Genomic DNA, 24,246 nt, shown 5'->3' with positions numbered 1-24,246 from the left:
GGTTGCGCCGGACCCTGCGGGAACGGCGCCAGCCGAGGGCCGGGGAGGTGCGGCGATCGTGGTCGCGACGCCCGGAGATGCCCTGGTACTGCTGGCGACCGAGGACCACGGCCCAGTGGTCGACATCGTCTGCGCCCGGCCGGGCACGGCTGACGAGCGTGCGGCGCTCGACCGCGCCGCGGCGGACTGCGGCCGGCGAGGCGTCCGGGTGGCGAGCGATCCCTGATGATCGACGGGGAGGTGGGAAAGATCACAGCGCTGGTGCTCGACGCGCTGCGCGAGCTGCGCCTCCTGACGGTGCGAACCCTCGATCCCGATCCCGATCCCGATCCCGCGCATGCGCCGCGGTCCGCCGGCACCAGGAGGCGCTCGGCGGGGACTGGGCGCTGGACCCCGCGACCCATGTGAGCCACTGTCCCGCACGTCTTCGACCGCATCCACCGGTTTCCCTGGTACACCCGGTTCCGCCAAGCACTGCTGCGCAGCCGTATCCGGAGAAGCTCGCGCCCACGCCGTCCACCGCGGGAGTCATCGCCGAGCATCTGCACAAGGGCCACCACCGCCGCGGGCCCGACGCCGTGGAGGAGCAGCGGGCGGTCCTGGCCGAGCAGTTCCCGCTGCCCGAGCAGGACGACGACCTGGGCTTCCAGCCGTATCCTCAGCTGTATTCGCTCCGGTCTCAGGACATTGAGACGCAGCAGCTCAGGACGCTGCCTTACTGGGCGGAAATTGAAGGGTCCGTACGATGAGTCCGCCTGTCGACCCGTCTCTCTTCACCGTGTCGGTGGTCGTTCCGGCCTACAACGCGACAATGAACTGGCGACGCTGGTGAACATTGGCACGCTCTTCGCGTTCGTCGTCGTCGCTCTCGGCGTCATGGTGCTGCGCCGCACCCGCCCCGATCTGCACCGCGCGTTCCGGACCCCGTGGGTGCCGCTGGTCCCGATCCTCTCGGTGGCCGCCTCGGTGTGGCTGATGCTCAATCTGCCGGCCGAGACCTGGCTGCGGTTTGCCATCTGGGTGATCAACGGCGTGATCATCTACTTCACATTTGGGTGGGGCACAGTCGGGTGTCGAGGTCCGCGAGGTGACATCAGCCTGGGATCGCAGTGGCGATTCCGTGGCGATCGAACGAGGATTCTATGATGGGCGCGCCAGACCTATCGGCTGCCGGAGATGCGGGCCACCGCGGAATCGGGGTCGGGGTCGGGAACCAGGGAAGGATGACCCCAGAACATGCTGGTCAGGTCAGGGCGCGCCGCCCGGGGGAAGAACGCCGTTGCGGGCATCGGCGCACATGCCGCAAGCGGATACCGGGCCGAGCTCCCGGCTGACGGACGATGGATCACCAGGGGCAAGGACGGCAGGCTCACCGCCTACGCCCGTCACCGGGACGGACTGCTGCGCTGGACCCAGTCGAGGCCGGGCGGATCCGAGTGGACGGGACCGGCGCTCATCGAGGTACCGAATCTGACGCACCTTTGCGTGGCGCAGAGGGACGACGGTTATGTGCACATCGTGGCACGCCGGTCCGTGGCCAAGGGCGACGGGCCGCCGGCCGTCGACTTCGCCCATGCGATCCAGTACCAGACAGGCCGCCCGCTCGGCCCGTGGCGGTCCCTCGGCAACCCGCACAAGGAGAAAGACCGCGCGGTTCGGGTGGGACCGCCGGTGCTTGCGGTCAGCTCGTCCGGTGCGGCTCATGTCTTCGTACGGAACTCCGGTGGCGGCATCATGCTCCGGCGAGAGGGCAAGGGCGGCAAGTGGGAGGGTTGGACAGATCTGAAAGGCAGTCAGTCCCAGGACTTCATGGCCGTGTCGGTCTCGGCATCCGGCGGCATGGAGCTGTTCGTTCCGGGCAATGGCCAGGCCATGCGCTGGGTCCAGGCGGAGAAGGACGGACCGTTCGAGCAGGCACAGAGCATCCCGGTACAGATCGCCCCCGGTGGCGTCGCCGCACTGGAGACCGCCCCCGGTCGGCACACCTTCTACTGGACCGATCCGTCCGGCTCTGGCATCGTGACCCACCGCCCCGGAACCTGGCTGATCCCGGTCGGCGGCACCCCCGCCGAGGGCCCGGTCGCAGTGCTGCGAGCGACGCTTGATGGATACGACTGCACGGTGCTCGCCCATCGGGACCTCGACGGTCAGGTCATGCTCGCGGCGTGCGGTACGGAGAACGAGGGCGCCGGCCTGTGGTGGTCGCCGGCTGGCGAACGGACCGTGGCGACACCGGCACTTGCCCTCGACGCGCACGGACGCGTGGTGCTCGGCATGATCGGGGTGGACGGGGCGCTGTACATCGCGCGGCAGAGCCCCGAACCGGGTTTGGCGATGGCACTTGCGGAGCGGATCAGCTGAAACGCTTCTTCCTCGGCAGTTGCGAAGGTTCTCTCCCCGACTGGGTGAGACCCTTCGCACGCGCCGCCGTACTCGGCCCCTGGGGCCGGGCGAACACCCAGGACGTGCTGCCGCCACCGGTCGCCGGCGACTTCTTCGCCGACTCCGGGATCTCCTTGTCGGCGCGCAGCGCCTTAGTCTGTGAACCGTCGTGATGTCTGTGATATAGACGGACCTTTGAACGAGGTGTGAAGCTGCGGCGTCACTCACACGCAACCTGCGATCGAGCTCATGTTTGAATCATGTCCGCATTATTGGCATTTTTTGCCTTCTGTCTCGCACATTGACACGAGCCTTATATCTGATGAAGATGTGGTTGCGCTGTAAAGGTTGAACGTTCTTCTGCTTGGTTCGGTCTGGCGCGTTTTTGTTGGGTCGGCGCGTGGGCTGAGAACGCGGACTGCTGATGGAACGGCTCCGCCGGTCGTCGACCGCGGGCTGAACGGGAGTGATGGCAGTGTGGTGGCGGTACGCGACCTGCCTTGACGGAGGGCAAGGGGCTTGACGATTATTCCGGGCCCGGCTGTACGTCCCGTTCCAGAGATTGCCCCCCACTCCGTCCGCAGGCCCGTCTCCAGCATTCCACCGGCTCCGGCGGAGCGGCGGAGTGCGGCAGCCGGATCTTCTGAGGACGTCTACGTCGAACGTGGGATCACGCCCCTGCGTGCCAGGGAAGCGAATCGCTCTGCTGTCGTCGACCTGCTTCAGTCCGTGGGTGTCGGCTGTTTCGCGGTGCGCGGAGAGTCGGACCACGGGTCCGTGGTCGCCGTCTGCGAGGACGATCGGGAACGTGTGCTGGATGCTCTCTTCCGGGGCATGGGACAGTACGCGGGCCACATCAGCGTCATCGATCCGCAGTCCCGGGGGGCTGCCGCTCCCCGTTCCACGCGCGACCCGAAGGCGTGGCGCGGGGTCCGCACCGCTTGCGCTGTGCACGTCAGCTGGTACCGGACGGATATCGGCCGGCACATCACGTACGGCCATGAATACGGCTGCGCGATCGAATTCTGGCGCCGTCAGGGCACCCATCTCGTCGCCCCTCGCGCCAACCGGGCCGTCTGGGCGGTGTCGGGTGTGGGCGGGAACGTCCTCGGTGCGCCGCGGCTCTTCAGCCGTTTCGTCTCCGACCATACTCCGCACCGCGATGCGCCGCCGCTGGCAACCCGCCCCGAATTCCTGGTGAGTTGTATCGAGGACATCGCCTTCCCGGTGGATGCTGTCTACACCTGGGTTGATGGGAACGACCCTGCCTGGCAGCAGCGCAAGGCATCGGCCAAGGGCGAGGTGTATCACGCCGAGTCGGCGAGTGATGCCCGCTTCATCAGCCGGGACGAACTGCGTTACTCGGTCCGCTCGTTGTACATGTTCGCGCCGTGGATCGCCAATATCTACATCGTCACCGATGACCAGGTACCCGCGTGGCTGCGCGAGGACGTTCCCGGCATCCGGGTGGTGAGCCACCGTGAGATCTTTCGCGATGCGTCGGATCTGCCGACGTTCAACTCGCACTCGATCGAGAGCCAACTGCACCATATCGACGGACTGTCCGAACATTTTCTGTACTTCAACGACGACATGTTCATCGGCCGTCCTGTGACGCCGCACGCCTTCTTCACCCCGAGCGGCACGGCGCGCTACTTCCCCTCCCGCAACCGCATTCCCCAAGGGCCGGTCGTTGAGACCGATACCCCGGTGGACGCAGCCTGCAAGAACAACCGCGCCCTACTGAGGGAACGTTTTGGCAGGGTGATCACCCAACCCATGGAACACATCCCGTACGCCTTGCGGCGCAGCGCGATGGAAGAGGCCGAGCGTGACTTCCCCGAGGCCTGGGCGCGTACGGCGGCCAGTCGGTTCCGGGCCATGACCGACCTGTCGACGACGTCGTCGTTCGGGCTGTACTACGCGGCGCTCACCGGCAGGGCGCAGCCCGCCTCGATGCCCTTCACCTACCTTCAGCTGGCCGTTCCCGATCTCGCGGAGAGGCTGCAGCGACTGCTTGACGGCCGGAACCAGGATTCCTTCTGTCTCAACGACGCGTTCTCCACCCCCGAGGACATCGAGGCCCAACAGGAGCTGCTCGACGGCTTCCTCAACTCGTACTTCCCGGCCGCCAGCCCCTACGAGCGATGAAGCGGAGACTCTGATATGGCCGATCCGACGGCGCTGGGCTCCGCGAGCCGGGTCTACCGACGCATCGTTCCCCAACCCGTACGCACCGTTGCCGGAAACCGGGTGCCGCCCCGTGTGCGGCGCAAGGTGAAGGGTGGAATCGCTCGCACCCTGGACCGCCGGGAGGCGAGGCTCCACCGGCGGGCTCTGCGGCTGGTTCGCAAGTCGGACGTGGTGGGTGCCTCCGAACGCCGTACCCGTACCCCCGACGGCAGGGTCGGCCATGTGCACCAGGGGCTGAGCGTCGACCTTGCGCGCCGGGTCGATTTCGGGCTGGTCGCCTCGGCGCTCGACGCGGGGGACATCGCGTGGTTCGCGGTCCCCGCCCTCGATGACCGGCACTACTGCATCGCGGTGGAACAGCAGGACAAGGGCCAGGTCCGGCGGGTGCTGCGGGCCCTGTTGGAGGAGCACACCGGGTATGTCATCTCGGTGTCGCCGTCCAACAGCGATACCCGGATGATTCCGGGCAGCCACCTCAAGGCATGGAAGAACTATGCCAAGGCCAAGGTTGTCCGGCTCACCTGGCTGCGCACCGAGCCCACCGAGAGTCTCTGGGTCGGTGAGGACCACGGCATCGAGATCGAGTTCTGGACCGCGAACAACGAACTGGCGCACGAACGTCTTGTTGGCCCTCGCCCGAACCGGGTTCAGAGGGTTGTCCCCCGAGATGCGATGGGCATCGAGATCGGATTCGAACGACTTTCCGGCTACGCCGACACCGATGGGGACCTCGCTCCGGCCATCTCCCTGGAGCAGTTCGACATCCCGCGGCTGGAGGAGATCACCTTCCCGATCGACGCGGTCCTGCTGTGGCAGCACGCCGATGCCTGGGGAGAGGAACTGCTGCGCGCCTCGTTGCGTTCGCTCCATCAGTACGCCCCATGGATCGATGTCGTCCATGTGGTGGCACAGCCTCCGGTGCCCGACTGGCTGCGGGGCGTCGACGGACGGCTCGCCGTGCACCAGGCAGCCGGCCCCGGTGCCGAGGCCGGGCTGCATTGGCTGCCGGACATCGCCGACCATTTTCTGCTGCTGCGCCCGGGTGCCCTGATCGGCCGCCCGTGTCGTCCGTTCGACTACTTCACCCCGCACGGCACGACCCGGCCCCGACGAGGGCTGTGGACTGCCGACGAGTCGTTCGCGTCGTGGACCGTCGCGGCATACGCGGCCACTGGCCGCGCCGTGACACAGAGCTTCGCGCCCGGCCCTCAGCCGTACAGTTGCGAGGTATTGAATCAACTCGCCGAGAGCGGTTCGGTACCGGAGCCGACACCCGACGGGCAGATCCGCCCGAATCTCCCGGGCGCGCACCCGGGAGACGGACTCGTCCACCACTTCGCGTACGCGCGCGGTCTGGCAGATCCGTCCGGTGAGACCACGGTGGCGCTCCACGCTGCCATGCCCGCCATTCAGCGAAGTCTGAACAGACTGTTGGTACGCAGGGACACCCAGCAGCTGCAACTCTTCGGTCTCGGGAGCGACGAAGCTCTGAGCCGTGGCGGCCACGACGCCGTCATCACATTCCTGCATCGTTATTTCCCCGTGGCCAGTCCGTTCGAGCACGGGAACCCAGAGGACCCGGACAACTACACGTGAGCACAGGAAATCCCGAGGCGTCGGCCGTTGTCGGGGTGTACCGCACCTTCGTCCCCAGATCCCTCAGACGCCGCGTCGCGCGGAGGGTGCCGATGCGGCTGCGTAGTGGCCTCAAGGGGTTCTTGCGGCGGCTCCATGTCCTCACCTTGGCAGCGCGGTTCGTCCGTGGACGTCGTGCCCGGCGCAGTTGGCCGCACCTCTTCCGTGCGTCGGAGAGCCTGGCCGTGCTCTCGGGACGGGGCGGGATGATCGCGCTCGTGCGGCCCACCGCCTCTCCACTGGGCTTGCGTGAGGCCAATCTTGAGCTGATCATCTCGCTTCTGGACGGGGCGGGCATCGACTACTTCGCGGTCCGTGGCAATTCCGATTTCCGCTCGGTGCTCGCCGTCTCGGAGGCGGACCGGGAGCGAGTGAAGGACGCACTCAGCAGTACGAGGCGAACCGCACCTGTGTATGCCGCTGTCTGTTCGGGCGAGCGGCTCGTCGGGAGAGCTGCGCTCTGTGGGTCCGCGCGAGCCCGCCGCACCATCGGCGATGCAGCGGTTCTGCGGACCGGAATGGTCTGGAGCGATCCGGGAAACACACTGGTGCTGGGCCTGCGGTACGGCTGCGACATCGAGTTCTGGCGCAGTGAGAACGGGCAACTCGTGGCACCCCGCCCCAACCGGGTCATGGAGCAGATCGCCTTCGATGAACCGCGGGTGACCGTACCCATCAGCCGACTCACGGGATTTGCTTCTCTTCATACCCGCCGTACCCAGTCGGTGCGGACGATCGAGGCGTGCGCGGACGTGCTGCCCGAGGATGTGCGTTTCCCCGTCGATGTCGTCTATACCTGGGTGGACGGGTCGGCTCCCGATTGGCAACGGCGGCGTGCCGAGTTCGGCCACGGCGGCTATCACGCCGAGTCGGCGAACGCGGCCCGCTACATCAGCAGGGACGAACTGCGTTACTCACTACGCGCGTTGGAGCAGAACGCACCCTGGGTGCGTCATATCTATTTGGTGACTGACCGTCAGCGACCGTACTGGCTCAGCCTTCGCAGCTCCCGTATCACTGTCGTCGACCACACGGAGATTTTCGACGACCCGGCGGCCCTTCCCACGTACAACTCGCATGCCATCGAAAGTCAACTGCACCACATCGACGGGCTCTCCGAGCATTTTCTTTACTTCAACGACGACATGTTCCTCGGTAAGCCTGTGACCCCCCAGGACTTCTTCCTGTCCAATGGTATGACGCGTACTTTCTTCTCCCCTTCGCAAGTACCCAGATCTGAACTCACCCTCGGGGACCGGCCTGTTGACGCCGCCGGGAAGAACAATCGCAGGATCATCCTGGAGAATTTCGGGTCCGCCATCATTCAGAAGCTGCGGCACGCGCCGTACGCCCTGAGGCGAAGCGTGCTCTACGAGATGGAAGAAGAATTCGCCGAAGCGCATCACGCGACTTCGCACAGCAGATTCCGTAGCGCCACCGACATCTCGATACCGTCATCGCTCTACCACTACTACGCGTACTTCACGGGCAGAGCTGTTCCCTCGAATATTGGCTTTGCCTACCTCGACCTCGCCAGGCCGGAGATCGCGCGACGGCTGGGTATCCTCTTGGCCCGACGGGACCGACAGGCGTTCTGCATCAATGACACCGTTTCCGACACGTTCGACGTGAATCGTCAGACGCTGATGATCAATTCCTTCCTGGAGTCGTACTATCCCGTGCCCAGTCCGTTCGAGCAGAAGGAGAGTGGAATTCGATGAAGATCTCCTTCCTGATCAACAACATCTACGGAATCGGTGGTACGAACCGTACGGTCATCAACCTCGCCGAAGCGCTCGCCCTGCACCACGACGTGGAGATCGTCTCGGTCTTCCGGCGGACGACAGCGACGAAGTTCGAGATCTCTCCGCGTATCGCTGTCCGGGCACTGGTGGACCTGCGCCCCGGTTCGGGGGACAAGAACGCCCCGGACAGCGATGTGCCCAGTGAGGTGGTGCCACGCCAGGAGGAGTTCTACGCTCAGTACAGCCTTTTCACCGACCGGCGGATCATCCAGGATCTGAGCCGTACGACCGCCGACGTCGTGATCGGAACCCGCCCCAGCCTGAACCTCTTCGTGGCCGCGTACACGCGTGAGTCGACCCTGCGGGTGGCACAGGAACACATGACGCACCTGGGCATTCCGCCGGCGGTCAGGGCAGAGATGGCGCGTGTCTACCCGAGACTCGATGCCGTCACCACGGTCACGGAGGCGGACGCCGAATCCTTCCTCAGGAACACGCCGGTGCCGGGGATCCCCGTCGTAGGCATTCCCAACAGCGTGCCGCGCCCGTCCGTCGAACCCGCCGACGGTACGCACAAAGTGATCGTCAGCGCGGGGCGTATGCATCGCATCAAGCGGTACGACCTGCTGATCCGGGCCTTTGGCATGCTCGCGGAGGAGTTCCCGGACTGGCAGCTGCGGATCTACGGTGATGGCGGCGAGGCCGCCGGACTGCGTGCCCTGGTCACTGAACTCGGACTGGCCGGCCGGGCCCTGCTCATGGGCGGGTTCTCGCCGATCGAGTCCGAATGGGCCAAGGGATCGATCGCCGCCGTCACCTCCAGCGCGGAGTCGTTCGGGATGACCCTGGTGGAGGCCATGAGGTGCGGCCTGCCCGTGGTCTCGACCGACTGTCCGGTCGGGCCGCGGGAAATTCTGCGGCACGGTGAGGACGGACTTCTCGTGAGGACCGAGGACGCCGAGGCGGTGGCCCAGGGGCTGCGCCTACTGATGTCCGACGAGGCGCTGAGGCGTCACATGGGCGCGGCAGCGCTGCGGAACTCCACGCGGTACGACCCGGAGGCGGTAGCCAAGCGGTACGTTGACCTGTTCGAGGAGGCGGCAGCTCGCCGGGCGGCCGCGGACAAACACTACCGACGTCCGACGACGAGGAACGGAACGTCGGTACAGCACACTGTGCCCCCGCTCTCCATCAACGCCGCTACGGTCGATGTCGCAGCGGACGACGCCTGCTGGCTGCGGTTCTCCGTGGACGGTCCGGCCGACGGCAAGGACCGGTGGCAATTCGTCCTGCGGCACAACCCGTCCAACGGCAAACGGCTTCCCGACATGCGGCTGCGCACCACCCGTAAACCGCTCGGAAACGGCGGAACTCGATACACCGCAGCTCTCACTCCCTCGGCACTGGACAAGCTCGGTGACGGGCGGTGGAGGGTGACCATGTCCTCCGCCAAATCCGTGAACGTTCATATGAAGGCGGGCATCCGCGACACCCGCAAGCTGATCGGTGCCCGGTCCGTGCTGCTGTCGCGACCCGAGACCGCACCGGTGGGCTGGAACCTGCCGTACGCCCAGCCCAACGGCAAACTGATGCTGCGCACGGTGCTCAGACAGGACCATGTCGAGGCCACGGCCGTGGACGTGAGCGAGGACGCTATCAGGCTGAGCGCGGTGCTCTGCGGAGGCAGCCGGATCGAGCCGGGTGCGCTCTTCGTGGTGAGCCGGCGTGGCTCGCACTCGGCGAACCTCACGGTGCCGGTGCAGGTTCTGGCCCACAACTCCTTCCGCGTCGAGGTTCCGCTGCGCACGGTCGTGGACCATCGCCTCGAACGCTGGGAGGACTGGGACTGGTGGCTCCAGCCCTCTCCGGACAGCTGGCGCAAGATTCGTGTCTGCCATCTCCTGGAAGACTTTCCCGACGTCAAGGGCGCCTATATCTACCCAGCCGTGCCCCTCGTGGGGGACGAAGTATCGGAATTCTCTCTCGTCCATCCTGCGAAGCCGGTCCGGGTTCGGCCGTACTGCTCCGTGTCCGGGGGTATGGCCATGAACGTCGTCGACCGCTAGAACAATCCACGAATGAGTAATCAAATGGAACGCACCATATTTGTCCTCGGGGATTCTGTTCCGGCGCCTCGAAGCGACGAAGAAGCACCGATGGCTGGATGGGGACAGAAACTCCAGGAGCTGATCGTCGGCCCCATCGAAGTGGCCAACTACGCGCGCAGTGCAATGACGACTCGCAAGTATTTCACCGAGCGTCTTCCCGCACTGCTCAACAGAATGGTCCAAGGGGATGTTGTACTAATTGGTTTCGGGTGCGTGGATCATATGATCCACAATGGAATGCGCTACGTTCCGGTCCCGGAATACAAAGAACTCCTGGGATTGTTCGTGGAGTATGTGCGTGCAGAAGGTGGAATTCCTGTACTGGTAACGCCCATGGCGCGATACGCATTCTCTGCCACGGGTGAAGTGAAGAACACCCTGGGGAACTACCCGGATTCCATGGCCGAGGTCGCCGCGGCAACCGGCGTGCCGCTGATCGACCTCACCCGGATCACGATGGACCTCTGGGCGAGGATAGGTCCGATGCGACTGCGCCAGTATTTCTGCTGGGTGGACGCCGGAGAACACCCACTCCACCCCGAAGGCAAGATCGACTCTACGCATACGAACCATCTCGGCGCCTACGAGGTCGCCCGCGTCGTCGCCTCCGGCCTGTGCGAGAAGGGCATCCTGGCAGGCGCCGATGTAGATGTCGCGGCGCTGATGGAGCCCCCGGGCGTGCCGCCGGTGACCTACGAATTCAGTGTGCAGTCCCCGGAAGCGGCGCTGAGTTACGGCCCCGCGGTGGGGCAGGCGCCCGTGGTCGCGCATCCCGCTCAGGGCGCGCAGGCCGGCCCCATGACGAAGCTGTCCGGCACGGCGGGTCCAGACGTCGACTACCTGCTGTTCTTCGAGCACGGCCAGTACCTCGGAGGTACGAGGGTGGGCTCGGCCGGCCAGTGGCTCTGGCGGCGATCGGTCGAATGGGTCGCCGGCGACCACGCGATCCAGGTGGTCGGGCTGCGGCAGGACGGATGCTCACCCGTCGTGAACCATCATTTCGCCGTGATTTCCGAGGTTCCGCCGCCGGTGGTCGCCTCGCCGAAGCCCAACGGCTTCTCGGGGCCCCGGATCCGCTTCGCGGGCACAGTACCTCCAGGTGCCACCAAGATCATTCTTCTGGAGCGGGGGGTGCTGATCGGCGCGACAGGTGTCGGAGAGGGAGGCGAGTGGGCCTTCACACATCCGCACCCCTGGCGGGCCGGCAGCCACGAGGTGGACGTACTGGCGCTCTTCGGCGCACTTGAGTCGCCCCGGACGGTCACCCGGTTCAAGGTGGTGGGGATCCCTGAAAACAGCCCCATCAGGTCCGCAGGTATGTCACGGGCGGAGTGCGACGACGTCTGTGAGCACAGGCCATTCACCGGAAACTGGTAGGTCGGTCATGCGAACGGGCCGTACAGGAAGCATCCTGTACGGCCCGTTCCGCCTATGCGCGAAGAATTTTTACGCCGGAACGCTCGCCACGCCCTGCGCCAGGAACTTCCGTCCGTTCACCCGCTCCGAGACGCCCTCACGGTCCAGGTACGGCGTGATGCCGCCCAGGTGGAAGGGCCAGCCCGCGCCGGTGATCAGGCAGAGGTCGATGTCCTGGGCCTCGGCGACGACGCCCTCGTCCAGCATCAGACCGATCTCCTGCGCCACCGCGTCCAGGACCCGGTCGCGGACCTGCTCCTCGGACAGGACGACGTCGCCCTGCTTGAGGAGTGCGGCGACCTCCGGGTCCAGCTCCGGCTTGCCGGAGTCGTAGACGTAGAAGCCTCGCTTGCCGGCCTTGACGACCGCCGCCAGGTTCTCGGAGACGGTGAACCGGTCCGGGAAGGCGCGGTTCAGGGTCTCGGAGACATGCAGACCGATGGCCGGGCCGACCAGCTCCAGCAGCACCAGCGGGGACATCGGCAACCCGAGCGGCTCGATGGCCTTCTCGGCGGTCTCGACCGGGGTGCCCTCGTCGATGACGTTCTGGATCTCGCCCATGAAGCGGGTGAGAATGCGGTTGACGACGAACGCAGGGGCGTCCTTCACCAGCACCGCGGTCTTCTTCAGCTTCTTCGCCACACCGAACGCCGTGGCCAGCGAGGCGTCGTCGGTCTGCTCGCCGCGGACGATCTCCAGCAGCGGGAGGATCGCGACCGGGTTGAAGAAGTGGAAGCCGACGACCCGCTCCGGGTGCTGCAGCTTCGACGCCATCTCGGTGACCGAGAGGGACGAGGTGTTGGTGGCGAGGATCGCGTGCGCCGGAGCGACCGCCTCGACCTCCGCGAACACCTGCTGCTTGACGCCGATCTCCTCGAAGACCGCCTCGATGATGAAGTCGGCGTCGGAGAAGCCCTCCGCCTTGTCCAGCACACCGGAGACCAGGGCCTTCAGACGGTTGGCCTTGTCCTGGTTGATCCGGCCCTTGCCGAGCAGCTTCTCGATCTCGGCGTGGACATAGCCCACCCCCTTGTCGACGCGCTCCTGGTCGATGTCGGTCAGCACGACCGGCACCTCCAGACGGCGCAGGAACAGCAGCGCCAACTGCGAGGCCATCAGACCGGCACCGACGACGCCGACCTTCGTGACCGGGCGGGCCAGGGACTTGTCCGGAGCGCCGGCCGGGCGCTTGGCGCGCTTCTGGACCAGGTTGAACGAGTAGATCCCGGAACGCAGCTCGCCGCCCATGATCAGGTCCGCGAGGGCCTGGTCCTCGGCGTCGAAGCCGGCGCCCAGGTCGCCGTCCTTCGCCGCGGCGATGATGTCCAGCGCGCGGTACGCGGCCGGGGCGGCGCCGTGCACCTTGGAGTCGGCGATGGCCTTGCCGCGCGCGACGGCCTGGTCCCAGGCGTCACCGCGGTCGACCTCGGGGCGCTCCACCGTGACCGTGCCGTTCAGCACGTTCGCGGTCCAGATCAGCGACTGCTCCAGGAAGTCCGCGCCCTCGAAGATCGCGTCGGCGATGCCGAGCTCGTAGACCTGCTTGCCCTTGAGCTGGCGGTTCTGGTTCAGCGAGTTCTCGATGATGACGGAGACCGCGCGGTCGGCGCCGATCAGGTTCGGCAGCAGTGCGCAGCCGCCCCAGCCGGGGACCAGACCGAGGAAGACCTCGGGCAGCGAGAACGCGGGCAGCGCCTTGGAGACGGTGCGGTACGAGCAGTGCAGACCGACCTCGACACCGCCGCCCATCGCCGCGCCGTTGTAGTACGCGAACGTCGGGACGGCGAGGCCGGAGAGACGGCGGAAGACGTCGTGGCCGCCCTTGCCGATGGCCAGCGCGTCCTTGTGCTCCTTCAGCAGCTCGACGCCCTTGAGGTCGGCGCCGACCGCGAAGATGAACGGCTTGCCGGTGATGCCGATGCCGGTGATCGCGCCCTCGGCGGCCTCCTTCTCGACCTGGTCGATCGCGGCGTTCAGATTCGCCAGCGACTGCGGTCCGAAGGTGGTCGGCTTGGTGTGGTCCAGGCCGTTGTCCAGCGTGATGAGGGCGAAGCGACCCGCACCGGCCGGAAGGTCGAGGTGGCGTACGTGCGCCTGGGTGACGACCTCGCCGGGGAACAGCTCGGCCGCGCCCTTCAGAAGCTCAGTGGTGGAACTCACTTGTTGCCTCCGGTGAAGTTCGGGTTCTCCCAGATGACCGTCGCGCCCATGCCGAAGCCGACGCACATGGTGGTGAGGCCGTAGCGGACCTCCGGCTGCTCCTCGAACTGGCGGGCCAGCTGCGTCATCAGACGCACACCGGAGGAGGCGAGCGGGTGGCCGTAGGCGATCGCGCCGCCGTACTGGTTGACGCGCGCGTCGTCGTCGGCGATGCCGTAGTGGTCGAGGAAGGCGAGCACCTGGACGGCGAACGCCTCGTTGATCTCGAACAGATCGATGTCGTCGATGGTCAGCCCGGCCTTGGCGAGGGCCTTCTCGGTCGCCGGGATCGGGCCGTAGCCCATCACTTCGGGCTCGACACCCGCGAAGGCGTACGACACGAGGCGCATCTTGACGGGCAGGCCCAGTTCGCGGGCGACGTCCTCGGCGGCGATCAGCGAGGCGGTGGCGCCGTCGTTGAGCCCCGCGGCGTTCCCGGCGGTGACCCGGCCGTGGGCGCGGAACGGGGTCTTCAGACCCGCGAGGGACTCCAGGGTGGTGCCCGGGCGCATCGGCTCGTCGGCGGTGACCAGGCCCCAGCCGGTCTCGCCGCCCTCCGGGTTGGTGCGGCGCACCGAGATCGGTACCAGGTCCTGCTGGATCCTGCCGTCGGCGTACGCCTTGGCGGCCTTCTCCTGCGAGCGGACCGCGTACTCGTCGGCACGGCCCTTGGTGATCTGCGGGTACCGGTCGTGCAGGTTCTCCGCGGTCATGCCCATGAACAGGGCGGACTCGTCGACCAGCTTCTCCGACACGAAGCGCGGGTTCGGGTCCACACCCTCGCCCATCGGGTGGCGGCCCATGTGCTCGACACCACCGGCGACGACGACGTCGTACGCGCCGAAGGCGATGGAGCCGGCCGTCGACGTGACGGCGGTCAGGGCGCCCGCACACATGCGGTCGATGGAGTAGCCGGGGACGGACTGCGGCAGCCCGGCCAGAATTCCGGCGGTACGGCCCAGCGTCAGACCCTGGTCACCGATCTGCGTGGTCGCGGCGATGGCGACCTCGTCGATCCTGGCGGGGTCCAGGTCCGGGTTGCGGCGCAGCAGCTCCCGGATGGCCTTCACGACGAGATCGTCGGCGCGGGTCTCGTGGTAGATGCCCTTGGGGCCCGCTTTGCCGAACGGGGTGCGGACGCCGTCGACGAAGACGACGTCCCGGATGGTACGAGGCACGGTGGCTCTCCTCCAGGGTGCGGGATGGCACTGCTGCGGGGCACGCCCACAGACGCGCCGCTCCCCTCATGCTACTTGCGGGTAACCGGACTGCCCACCCCTGGCGACGGGAGCGGCGAAGGTCACACACGGGCGAGTCGGCCGCGAGGACCGTTTCGTCCTCAAACGCCGGGCGTCCTCGAAGTGCCGCCCGCCGGGGGCGTGGCAGTGCCGCACCCCGGAACGGCCCGGAAATCGGCCACGCGTCACGCCGAAAACGGCAGATCGCCGGACGGGGCGGAGAGAACAGCCCGTCCGGCGATCGAGGACACGGTGTGACCCGAGGCCCGCGCAACCTGGCGTGATTACGACCCTCTAAGGCGATCCCTCAGGCCGCGGACGTCAGCGAGCGGACCAGAAGCGGGGTCACCTGTTCGATCTGCCAACGCCGCGCCCCGTACCCGATGAGCGCGGACTCGATCGAGTCCGCGGTCGGATTCTTCGGCGGCTCCCAACAGACCCGGCGCACCGTGTCCGGCGTGATCAGGTTCTCCTGCGGCATGTGCAGCCGCTCGGCGAGCTCCGAGACCGCCGCGCGGGCGGCCGCGAGCCGGGCCGCTGCCGCCGGGTCCTTGTCCGCCCAGGCGCGGGGCGGCGGCGGACCGGCGAGGGTCTGGCCGGGCTGAGGCAGCTCCGACTCCGGCAGCGCCCTGGCCCGGTCGATGGCCGCCTGCCACTGCTCAAGCTGCCGGCGCCCCATGCGGTGGCCGAAGCCGGGCAGGGCGGTCAGCGCATGCGCGTTCGGCGGGAGGGCGAGCGCGGCCTCGACGATCGCGGCATCGCCCAGCACCTTGCCGGGCGAGATGTCCCGTCGCCGGGCCACCTGGTCACGGACGGTCCACAGCTCCCGTACCACCGCCATCTGACGGCGGCGGCGGACCTTGTGCATGCCGGAGGTCCGGCGCCACGGGTCCTTGCGCGGGGGAGCGGGCGGTGCCGAGGCGATCGCGTCGAACTCCTCCCGCGCCCACTCCAGCTTGCCCTGCCGGTCGAGCTCGTCCTCCAGGGCGTTGCGCAGATCGATCAGCAGCTCGACATCGAGCGCCGCGTAGCGCAGCCAGGGGTCGGGCAGCGGACGGGTGGACCAGTCGACGGCGGAGTGGCCCTTCTCCAGCGAGTATCCGAGCACGCTCTCGACCATGGCGCCGAGGCCGACCCGCGGGAAGCCGGCCAGCCGTCCGGCCAGCTCCGTGTCGAAGAGCCCGGTGGGAGTCATCCCTATTTCGCGCAGACAGGGCAGATCCTGAGTGGCGGCGTGCAGGATCCACTCGCTGCCATACAGAGCGTCTCCGAGTCCCGACAGGTCGGGGCAGCCGACCGGGTCGATCAGCGCGCTGCCCGCGCCGTCGCGGCGCAGCTGCACGAGGTAGGCGCGCTGGCCGTAGCGGTAGCCGGAGGCGCGCTCGGCATCGACGGCGACCGGCCCGGAGCCCGCGGCGAAGGCGGCGATCACCCGGGCGAGGGCGTCGTCGGATGCCACCACCGGGGGAATGCCCTCGCGAGGTTCGAGCAAGGGGATCGGCGCCGGGGCGACGTCGTCCGGGGGAGCGCCCCCGGTGGTTCGCAGTGAAGTGTCTGCTGCGGTCTCTTGGGCGTCGGTCACGTGTCAAGGGTATCTGTGTATGCACGGCGCCCGTCGACGGAATGTTCCGTCGACGGGCGCCGATGAATGTAAACCAGCCGGTTCGCATCGCTGCGCGGACCTGCCGGGGGCGGGGGTCAGTGAATGATGCCCGTTCGCAGGGCGACGGCGACCATTCCCGCGCGGTCTCCGGTGCCGAGCTTGCGGGCGATTCGGGCGAGATGGCTCTTGACGGTCAGGGCGGACAGGCCCATCGAGACGCCGATGGCCTTGTTGGACTGGCCTTCGGCAACCAGCCGGAGGACCTCGACCTCGCGGCCGGACAGTTCGCGGTAGCCGCCCGGGTGGCTCGGGGTGCCGGGGGGCCGGCGGTGCATACGGGCGGCATTGGCGCCGATGGGGGCGACGCCGGGACGGGTGGGGTGGCCGATATTGGTTCGGGTGCCGGTGACGACGTAACCCTTCACGCCGCCCGCGAGGGCGTTGCGTACGGCGCCGATGTCATCGGCGGCGGAAAGGGCGAGGCCGTTCGGCCAGCCGGCGGCTCGGGTCTCGGACAACAGGGTCAGCCCGGAACCGTCGGGCAGGTGGACGTCGGCTACGCAGATGTCGCGTGGATTGCCGACGCGGGGACGGGCCTCCGCGATGGACGACGCCTCGATGACGTCACGTACTCCGAGTGCCCACAGATGGCGGGTGACGGTGGAACGGACGCGCGGGTCGGCCACGACGACCATGGCCGTCGGCTTGTTCGGGCGGTAGGCGACCAGGCTTGCGGGCTGCTCTAGGAGAACGGACACCAGGCCTCCTGGGAAGTGGCGGGACGGGCCGGCTCGGGGATGAAGCCGGGGCGAACCGTGCTTGAAGGGTCATTGACCTCTTCGGCAGCAGACCCGTCCTCCTTTAGGGGAAGATCACGATTTAGTGAGTAACAATTCGGGCAAATCGGACGCGCGATCGATTGTACGAAAAAAATGCCGGTAGTACTGCGACGTTTGTGACGCAGTGTTACCGGCATGGGGAAGGCTTCGTGGCGGAGGAGGTGCGTGAAGGGTTTCAGGGGGCCTGGGGTCCGCGCCGCTGAGGGAGTGTCACCACCGCCGCGTCGGCGGGGTCCGACGGCGGCAGGCCGGCGATCTGGCACAGCAGATCGCCCCACGCCATCAAGTGCGCCGCCGTGTCCGGTACCCCGCCACGGCCCTCGCGCGGCGTCCATGACGCCCGCATCTCGATCTGCGTCGCCGGGCGTCGCGTGGCCAGTGCGCCGAAGTAGTGCGAGCCCGCCCGGGTCACCGTGCCGCCCGCCTCCCCGTACGACAGACCGCGCGCATCCAGCGCACCGGTCAGCCACGACCAGCACACCTCCGGCAACAGTGGATCGGAAGCCATCTCCGGCTCCAGCTCGGCCCGTACCAGCGTCACCAGGCGGAAGGTCCCCTGCCAGGACTCGTGCCCGGCCGGATCATGGAGCAGCACCAGACGTCCGTCGGCGAGATCCTCCTCGCGCTGGACGACCGCCGCTTCCAGGGCGTACGCGTACGGAGCGAGCCGCTTGGGCGGCGGGGTCGACTCCACTTCCAGCTCGGGCCGCAGCCGCGCCGATTGCAACGCGTCCACCGCCGACCGGAACGCGGGCGGGACGGAACCACCCTCCGCGCTGTCCTTGCTGTCAGCGCCATCGGATTGATCGGAGAACTGTTCCTGAGCCGGAGCCATGCGGGGAAGAGTAGGCGGAACCGGAGCCTCGCGCAGGGAGGGACACCCGGGCGGGCCCGGCTGCTTGCGGCTTCGTGCGAAGATTCTGTGTGTGAGTGCCAACGACCGCCCCATGGGCCAGCAGACGAAGACCTACGCCACCCATGAGTCGGCGTTCCTGAAGGCATGCCGCCGCGAGCCCGTGCCGCACACGCCGGTCTGGTTCATGCGCCAGGCGGGGCGTTCGCTGCCCGAGTACCTGAAGGTCCGCGAAGGCATCCCGATGCTCGACTCCTGCACGATGCCGGAGCTGGTCGCCGAGATCACGATGCAGCCCGTACGGCGCCACAAGGTGGACGCCGCGGTCTACTACAGCGACATCGTCGTCCCGCTCAAGGCCATCGGGATCGACCTCGACATCAAGCCCGGCGTCGGCCCCGTCATCGCCGACCCGATCCGCACCCGCGCCGATCTGGCCCGGCTGCGCGACCTCACGCCCGAGGACGTCCACTACGTCGCCGAGGCCATCGGTCTGCTCACCGCCGAACTGGGCTCCACCCCGCTCATCGGTTTCGCGGGCGCGCCCTTCACGCTCGCGAGCTACCTCGTGGAGGGCGGCCCGTCCCGCAACCACGAGCACACCAAGGCCCTGATGTACGGCGACCCGCAGCTCTGGGCGGATCTGCTCGACCGGCTCGCCGAGATCACCGGCGCCTTCCTCAAGGTCCAGATCGAGGCCGGCGCCTCGGCCGTCCAGCTCTTCGACTCCTGGGTGGGCGCGCTGGCCCCCGCCGACTACCGGCGTTCGGTGCTGCCCGCCTCGGCGAAGGTCTTCGAGGCCGTCGCCCCGTACGGGGTCCCGCGCATCCACTTCGGTGTCGGCACGGGCGAACTCCTCGGACTGATGGGCGAGGCGGGCGCGGATGTCGTCGGCGTCGACTGGCGGGTTCCGCTGGACGAGGCCGCGCGGCGGGTCGGCCCCGGCAAGGCGCTCCAGGGCAACCTCGACCCCGCGGTGCTGTTCGCGCCGACGACTGTGGTGGAGGAGAAGGCCCAGGAGGTGCTGGACGCGGCCGCCGGCCTGGAGGGCCACGTCTTCAACCTGGGCCACGGCGTGATGCCGTCGATGGACCCGGACGCCCTGACGCGGCTCGTGGAGTACGTGCACGAGCGGACCGAGCGCTGAGCGGACCGAGCGCTGAGGGGACCAGAGCACCGCGCACTCAGGCGGTGCCCGCCCGCCGCAGTGCCGTCACCGTCTTGCGGGCCGCCACCAGGACCGGGTCCCAGACCGGTGAGAACGGCGGCGCGTAGCCGAGGTCCAGGGCGGTCATCTGGTCCACGGTCATCCCGGCCGTGAGCGCCACAGCCGCGATGTCCACGCGCTTGGCCGCCCCCTCCCGGCCCACGATCTGCACACCGAGCAGCCGCCCCGTGCGGTACTCCGCGAGCATCTTCACCGTCATGGGCTGCGCCCCCGGGTAGTAGCCCGCCCGGCCCGTCGACTCGATCGTCGCCGTGACGAACCGCAGGCCCACCGCGCGGGCGTCCTTCTCGCGCAGCCCGGTGCGGGCGATCTCCAGATCGCACACCTTGCTCACCGCCGTGCCGACCACCCCCGGGAACGTCCCGTAGCCGCCCGCCACGTTGGCCCCGATGACCTGGCCGTGCTTGTTGGCATGGGTGCCCAGCGCGATGTGACGGGTGCGGCCCGCCACCAGGTCGAGGACCTCGACGCAGTCGCCGCCCGCCCAGATGGTGTCGTGCCCGACGACCCGCATCGAAAGATCGGTGAGCAGCCCGCCGTGCGGGCCCAGCGGAAGACCGACGGCCCGCGCCAGCGTCGTCTCCGGTTCCACGCCGATGCCGAGCACCACCACGTCCGCCGGGTAGGAGGTGTCGCCCGTGACGACCGCGCGGACCCGGCCGTCCGGGCCGGTGCGGATGGCGGTGACCTCGGCCCGGTTGACCGTGGTGATGCCCAGGCCGTCCATCGCGTCATGGACCAGCCGCCCCATGTCGGGGTCGAGCGTCGCCATCGGCTGCTCGCCACGGTTGAGCACGGTCACCTCGAAACCGTGCTTCAGCATCGCCTCCGCCATCTCGACGCCGATGTAGCCCGCGCCGACGACGACCGCCCGCCTGCGCCCCGGCGCCACCCGGTCCAGCGACTCCAGCAGTGCCTGCCCGTCGTCCAGCGTCTGCACCCCGTGCACCCCGGGCGCGTCCATGCCGGGCAGCGCCGGACGCACCGGCCGGGCACCCGTCGCGATCACCAGCTTGTCGAAGTCCGCCCAGTACGTGTCACCGGTCTCCCGGTCCAGGGCCCGCACCCGCTGCCCGGCGACATCGATCTCCGTGACCTCGGTGCGCATCCGCAGTTCGATGTCGCGGGCCCGGTGCTCCTTCGGCGTACGCGCGACCAGGTCGTCGCGCTCCGCGACGTCGCCGCCGACCCAGTACGGGATGCCGCAGGCGGAGTACGAGGTGAAATGGCCGCGCTCGAAGGCGACGATGCTCAGCTCGTCGGGGCCCTTGAGCCTGCGGGCCTGGGACGCGGCGGACATGCCCGCCGCGTCACCACCGATGACCACCAGTCGCTCCGCCGTCATGCCTGGTCCCTTCGACACCGAGTCCGAAGGGACCACGCTACGACGCCGGGGGTGTGGACGAGGACCTCGCCGGCTCGGGCGACGGCGACGGCGTACGGCGTCCGCGCAGTCGGCTCCGCAGCAGCCGCCCCAGCAGCAGGAGCACGGCGACCGCGGCCAGGAACGGAGCCGCCGCGCCCACCGCCATCGCGAGCCACCGCAGCACCGTGACGAACGCGTGCCAGCCGCCGCCCAGCGCGTCCAGGAATCCGGGGCCGTCGTCACCGCCCTCCTTCGCCGTCGCCTCCGGCTCGGAGAGGTCGAGGGTGATCGTGGCCAGCGTGGTGCGGTCCTTCAGCGACGCCTGCTGGGCGAGCAGTGACTCCAACGAGGCCTGACGGCTGCTCAGTTCACCTTCCAGCGTGACCACGTCGGTGAGCTTCTCGGCCCGGTCCATCAGCTTCCGCACCCGCGCCACACTCGCCCGCTGGGTGGCGATCCGGCTCTCCACGTCGACCACCTGGTCGGTGACGTCCTTCGCGGACGACGTGCGCGACACCAGTTTCCCGGCGCCCGCCAACTCCCGCAGCACCGCGTCGTACTCGGCCTGCGGAACGCGCAGCACGATATGTGACATTTCGCGTGTGTCGTCGACCCGTTCGGTTTCCTCTCCGGCCACCAGGCCACCCGCGCTCTCCGCGGCCGAGCGCGCGGCCGCGGCGGCTCTCGGCACGCTCTTCACCTCCACGGAGAGCGTGGCGGTGCGGATGACATGGCTGCCGGCCGGCAGCGTGCCGGACTTCTTCCGCTCCGCGGGTGAGCCGCCCGCGTCCTGCGGACCCTGCGCCGCCTTCGCGGCCCCGGGGTCCGCGGCGCTCCGCTCGTCCGCCGCGACCGCCCTGTCGCTCTTCGAGTTCGAGTCGCTCGCGCCGGAGGCGCTGCAGCCGCTCAGTGCGAGGAGGCCGGCCACGACTCCGGCGGCCAGGACCGTGCGCGAACGACGGGCGGACGAACGGCCGGAATGCCGGTCGGTCTGCATAACTGCTCCTCAGGTGCGGGTGGTTGATGGTGCCGGTTCGACGTACGGGGCAGGGGAACGGGTTGCCCGATACGGGTTTCGAAGCGGTCACGTTCGGGACTCGGATGAGGTTTGAGAGAGTGGGGGCATGCAGCGATCAATCAACCGCGCGAACACAGGCACGGGCCATGTCGTCGTCATCGGCGGTGGCATCGCCGGTCTCGCCGCCGCCCACAGGCTCCTCGGGGCCGGGCTGCGGGTGACCCTCCTGGAGGCCACCGACCGGCTCGGCGGCAAGCTCATGACCGGTGAGATCGCGGGCACCCGGGTCGACCTGGGCGCCGAGTCGATGCTCGCCCGGCGCCCGGAAGCGGTCGCCCTGGCACGCGCCGTCGGGCTCGGCGACCGCCTCCAGCCGCCCGCCACCGCCACCGCGTCGGTCTGGACGCGCGACGCCCTGCGTCCCATGCCCAAGGGCCATGTGATGGGCGTGCCGGGCGACCCGGCGGCGCTCAGCGGAGTGCTCTCCCCTCAGGGCCTCGCCCGCATCGCACAGGAGCGCGACCTCACCCCGACCGCCGTCGGCGACGATGTCGCGGTCGGCGCGTACGTCGCCGACCGGCTCGGCCGCGAGGTCGTCGACCGGCTCGTGGAACCGCTGCTCGGCGGCGTGTACGCGGGCGATGCCTACCGGATCTCGATGCGCGCCGCCGTACCGCAGCTCTTCGAGGTGGTGCGCGAGGGCGGCTCGCTGCTCGACGGCGTCCGGCGCATCCAGGAGCGGGCCGCGGCCCGGCAGCAGACCGGACCGGTCTTCCAGGGCATCGACGGTGGCATCGGCACCCTTCCGTACGCGGTCGCCGACGCCGTGCGCGCGGCGGGCGGGGAGATCGTTACCGCCACCCCCGTGCTGGGTCTGACCCGTACCACCGACGGCTGGGACGTCCGCACGGACGCCCGGGTGATCACCGCCGACGGCATCGTGCTGGCCGCCCCCGCCTGGTCCGCCGCCACCCTGCTCGCCGCCGAGTCCCCGGCCGCCTCCGTGGAGCTCGCCGGTGTCGAGTACGCGTCGATGGCCCTCGTCACCATGGCGTTCCGCCGCTCCGACGTGGCCGCGACCGGCGCACTCCACGGGCGCTCCGGCTTCCTCGTACCACCGGTGGACGGCCGCACCATCAAGGCCTCCACCTTCTCCACCCACAAGTGGAACTGGGTCGCCGACTCCGCCCCCGACCTGTTCGTCCTGCGCACCTCCGTCGGCCGGTACGGCGAGGAGGACCACCTGCATCGCGAGGACACCGAGCTGGTCGACGTATCGCTGCGCGACCTCGCAGCGGCGACCGGACTGGCCGCCAGGCCCGTGGACACCGAGGTCACCCGGTGGATCGGCGGACTGCCCCAGTACCCGGTGGGACACCTTGCCCGGGTCGCCCGGATCCGAGACGAGGTCGCCAAGCTGCCCGGGCTGCGGGTCTGCGGAGCGGTCTACGACGGCGTCGGCATCCCGGCGTGCGTCGCGAGCGCCCACCGGGCCGCGGACGAGATCGCCCGCGACCTCGCGGACGGGGCCGGGGAAGAGATCATCGCCACGTCGACCCTGGTTCAGGGCACAGGGAGCGAGGCGGGACAATAGCCGTATGAGTGCGCCTGAGACTGTGAAATCAAGCAAGGGCCCCAACGCGGGTAAGAAGGCCAAGGACCTCAATGAGGTCATCCGCTACACACTGTGGTCCGTCTTCAAGCTGCGCGATGTCCTGCCCGCGGACCGTGCCGGTTACGCCGACGAGGTCCAGGAGCTGTTCGACCAGCTCGCGGCGAAGGACATCACCGTCCGTGGCACCTACGACCTCTCCGGTCTGCGTGCCGACGCCGACATCATGATCTGGTGGCACGCCGAGACCGCGGACGAGCTGCAGGAGGCGTACAACCTCTTCCGGCGCACGAAGCTGGGCCTGGCACTGGAGCCCGTCTGGTCGAACATGGCGCTGCACCGCCCCGCCGAGTTCAACAAGTCGCACATCCCGGCGTTCCTGGCCGACGAGACGCCGCGCAACTACATCAGCGTCTACCCCTTCGTGCGCTCCTACGACTGGTACCTGCTGCCGGACGAGGACCGTCGCCGCATGCTCGCGGACCACGGCAAGATGGCCCGCGGCTACCCGGACGTCCGGGCCAACACCGTCGCCTCCTTCTCGCTCGGCGACTACGAGTGGGTCCTCGCCTTCGAGGCCGACGAGTTGTACCGCATCGTCGACCTGATGCGTCACCTGCGGGCCTCCGAGGCGCGGATGCACGTCCGCGAGGAGGTTCCGTTCTTCACGGGACGCAGGAAGTCGGTCGCAGACCTGGTGGCCGGGCTCGCGTAGCGAGCGGGCTCCGACCACCCCAACCCGGAAGATCAGACAGCGGGCACCCGGCGCGTTCTCGCGCTGCCCGTCGTTCCAGCGACACCGGGTTCGGCC

At 68.6% G+C, this 24,246-nt stretch carries 18 protein-coding genes and 1 pseudogene; 12 read left to right on the top strand and 7 right to left on the bottom strand.

Features of this window, described 5'->3' with window-relative positions; genetic code table 11:
- Window positions 1-58 precede the first annotated feature (58 nt).
- The 9 genes and pseudogenes from ACZ7L9_RS17035 to ACZ7L9_RS16995 all read left to right on the top strand — a co-directional run bounded on the left by ACZ7L9_RS17035 (window position 59) and on the right by ACZ7L9_RS16995 (window position 11,440).
- Window positions 59-226: a hypothetical protein gene (locus tag ACZ7L9_RS17035; RefSeq protein WP_471415942.1), complete on the top strand. Its 168-nt coding sequence runs from the start codon at window positions 59-61 to the stop codon at window positions 224-226.
- A gap of 578 nt (window positions 227-804) precedes the next feature.
- Window positions 805-1,091: pseudogene (locus ACZ7L9_RS17030) on the top strand (amino acid permease C-terminal domain-containing protein); the annotation flags it as partial.
- 145 nt (window positions 1,092-1,236) lie between these two features.
- The gene (locus ACZ7L9_RS17025) at window positions 1,237-2,361 is read left to right on the top strand and encodes a PLL family lectin (RefSeq protein ID WP_471415941.1); all 1,125 of its coding nucleotides are present in this window, start codon (window positions 1,237-1,239) and stop codon (window positions 2,359-2,361) included.
- Window positions 2,362-2,405: 44 nt separating this feature from the next.
- On the top strand, window positions 2,406-2,555 hold the full coding sequence (locus ACZ7L9_RS17020; protein WP_471415940.1) for a hypothetical protein: 150 nt from the start codon (window positions 2,406-2,408) through the stop codon (window positions 2,553-2,555).
- Between the two features lie 661 nt (window positions 2,556-3,216).
- Entirely contained in the window at window positions 3,217-4,533 is a 1,317-nt protein-coding gene (locus ACZ7L9_RS17015) for a stealth family protein (RefSeq protein WP_471415939.1), read from the top strand.
- Window positions 4,534-4,548: 15 nt separating this feature from the next.
- Complete coding sequence (locus tag ACZ7L9_RS17010; protein WP_471415938.1) at window positions 4,549-6,171, top strand: sugar phosphotransferase; 1,623 nt, start codon at window positions 4,549-4,551, stop codon at window positions 6,169-6,171.
- A 92-nt stretch (window positions 6,172-6,263) separates the two neighbouring features.
- On the top strand, window positions 6,264-7,931 hold the full coding sequence (locus ACZ7L9_RS17005; RefSeq protein ID WP_471415937.1) for a stealth family protein: 1,668 nt from the start codon (window positions 6,264-6,266) through the stop codon (window positions 7,929-7,931).
- Entirely contained in the window at window positions 7,928-10,021 is a 2,094-nt protein-coding gene (locus ACZ7L9_RS17000; RefSeq protein ID WP_471415936.1) for a glycosyltransferase family 4 protein, read from the top strand. The genes ACZ7L9_RS17005 and ACZ7L9_RS17000 overlap by 4 nt, the downstream gene beginning before the upstream one ends.
- Before the next feature lie 24 nt (window positions 10,022-10,045).
- Entirely contained in the window at window positions 10,046-11,440 is a 1,395-nt protein-coding gene (locus tag ACZ7L9_RS16995; RefSeq protein ID WP_471415935.1) for a GDSL-type esterase/lipase family protein, read from the top strand.
- Between the two features lie 69 nt (window positions 11,441-11,509).
- Here ACZ7L9_RS16995 and ACZ7L9_RS16990 read toward each other — a convergent pair whose 3' ends face one another.
- From ACZ7L9_RS16990 to ACZ7L9_RS16970, 5 genes are all read right to left on the bottom strand, one after another.
- A complete protein-coding gene (locus ACZ7L9_RS16990; protein ID WP_471415934.1) occupies window positions 11,510-13,639 on the bottom strand; it encodes a 3-hydroxyacyl-CoA dehydrogenase NAD-binding domain-containing protein in 2,130 nt (709 codons plus the stop codon).
- Window positions 13,636-14,856 carry a thiolase family protein gene (locus tag ACZ7L9_RS16985; protein WP_471415933.1) on the bottom strand — a complete coding sequence of 407 codons (1,221 nt, stop codon included), beginning with the start codon at window positions 14,854-14,856 and terminating at the stop codon, window positions 13,636-13,638. The genes ACZ7L9_RS16990 and ACZ7L9_RS16985 overlap by 4 nt, the downstream gene beginning before the upstream one ends.
- 367 nt (window positions 14,857-15,223) lie before the next feature.
- The gene (locus ACZ7L9_RS16980; RefSeq protein ID WP_471415932.1) at window positions 15,224-16,498 is read right to left on the bottom strand and encodes an HRDC domain-containing protein; all 1,275 of its coding nucleotides are present in this window, start codon (window positions 16,496-16,498) and stop codon (window positions 15,224-15,226) included.
- A 116-nt stretch (window positions 16,499-16,614) separates the two neighbouring features.
- The gene (locus tag ACZ7L9_RS16975; protein ID WP_024488613.1) at window positions 16,615-17,277 is read right to left on the bottom strand and encodes a helix-turn-helix transcriptional regulator; all 663 of its coding nucleotides are present in this window, start codon (window positions 17,275-17,277) and stop codon (window positions 16,615-16,617) included.
- 256 nt (window positions 17,278-17,533) lie between these two features.
- Entirely contained in the window at window positions 17,534-18,193 is a 660-nt protein-coding gene (locus ACZ7L9_RS16970) for a DUF3000 domain-containing protein (RefSeq protein WP_471415931.1), read from the bottom strand.
- A 91-nt stretch (window positions 18,194-18,284) separates the two neighbouring features.
- Between ACZ7L9_RS16970 and hemE the strand changes: the two genes are divergently transcribed.
- On the top strand, window positions 18,285-19,358 hold the full coding sequence (hemE, locus tag ACZ7L9_RS16965; protein WP_471415930.1) for a uroporphyrinogen decarboxylase: 1,074 nt from the start codon (window positions 18,285-18,287) through the stop codon (window positions 19,356-19,358).
- Between the two features lie 37 nt (window positions 19,359-19,395).
- Here hemE and ACZ7L9_RS16960 read toward each other — a convergent pair whose 3' ends face one another.
- The gene (locus tag ACZ7L9_RS16960) at window positions 19,396-20,784 is read right to left on the bottom strand and encodes an FAD-dependent oxidoreductase (protein WP_471415929.1); all 1,389 of its coding nucleotides are present in this window, start codon (window positions 20,782-20,784) and stop codon (window positions 19,396-19,398) included.
- 37 nt (window positions 20,785-20,821) lie between these two features.
- Window positions 20,822-21,802: a DUF4349 domain-containing protein gene (locus ACZ7L9_RS16955; RefSeq protein ID WP_471415928.1), complete on the bottom strand. Its 981-nt coding sequence runs from the start codon at window positions 21,800-21,802 to the stop codon at window positions 20,822-20,824.
- Between the two features lie 127 nt (window positions 21,803-21,929).
- Between ACZ7L9_RS16955 and hemG the strand changes: the two genes are divergently transcribed.
- A complete protein-coding gene (gene hemG, locus ACZ7L9_RS16950; protein WP_471415927.1) occupies window positions 21,930-23,417 on the top strand; it encodes a protoporphyrinogen oxidase in 1,488 nt (495 codons plus the stop codon).
- A gap of 4 nt (window positions 23,418-23,421) precedes the next feature.
- On the top strand, window positions 23,422-24,150 hold the full coding sequence (hemQ, locus tag ACZ7L9_RS16945; protein ID WP_471415926.1) for a hydrogen peroxide-dependent heme synthase: 729 nt from the start codon (window positions 23,422-23,424) through the stop codon (window positions 24,148-24,150).
- The last annotated feature ends 96 nt before the right edge of the window (window positions 24,151-24,246 follow it).

The sequence above is a fragment of the Streptomyces sp. NPDC111516 genome, assembly GCF_055635345.1.
This window is presented reverse-complemented; position numbering and strand designations above follow the sequence as displayed.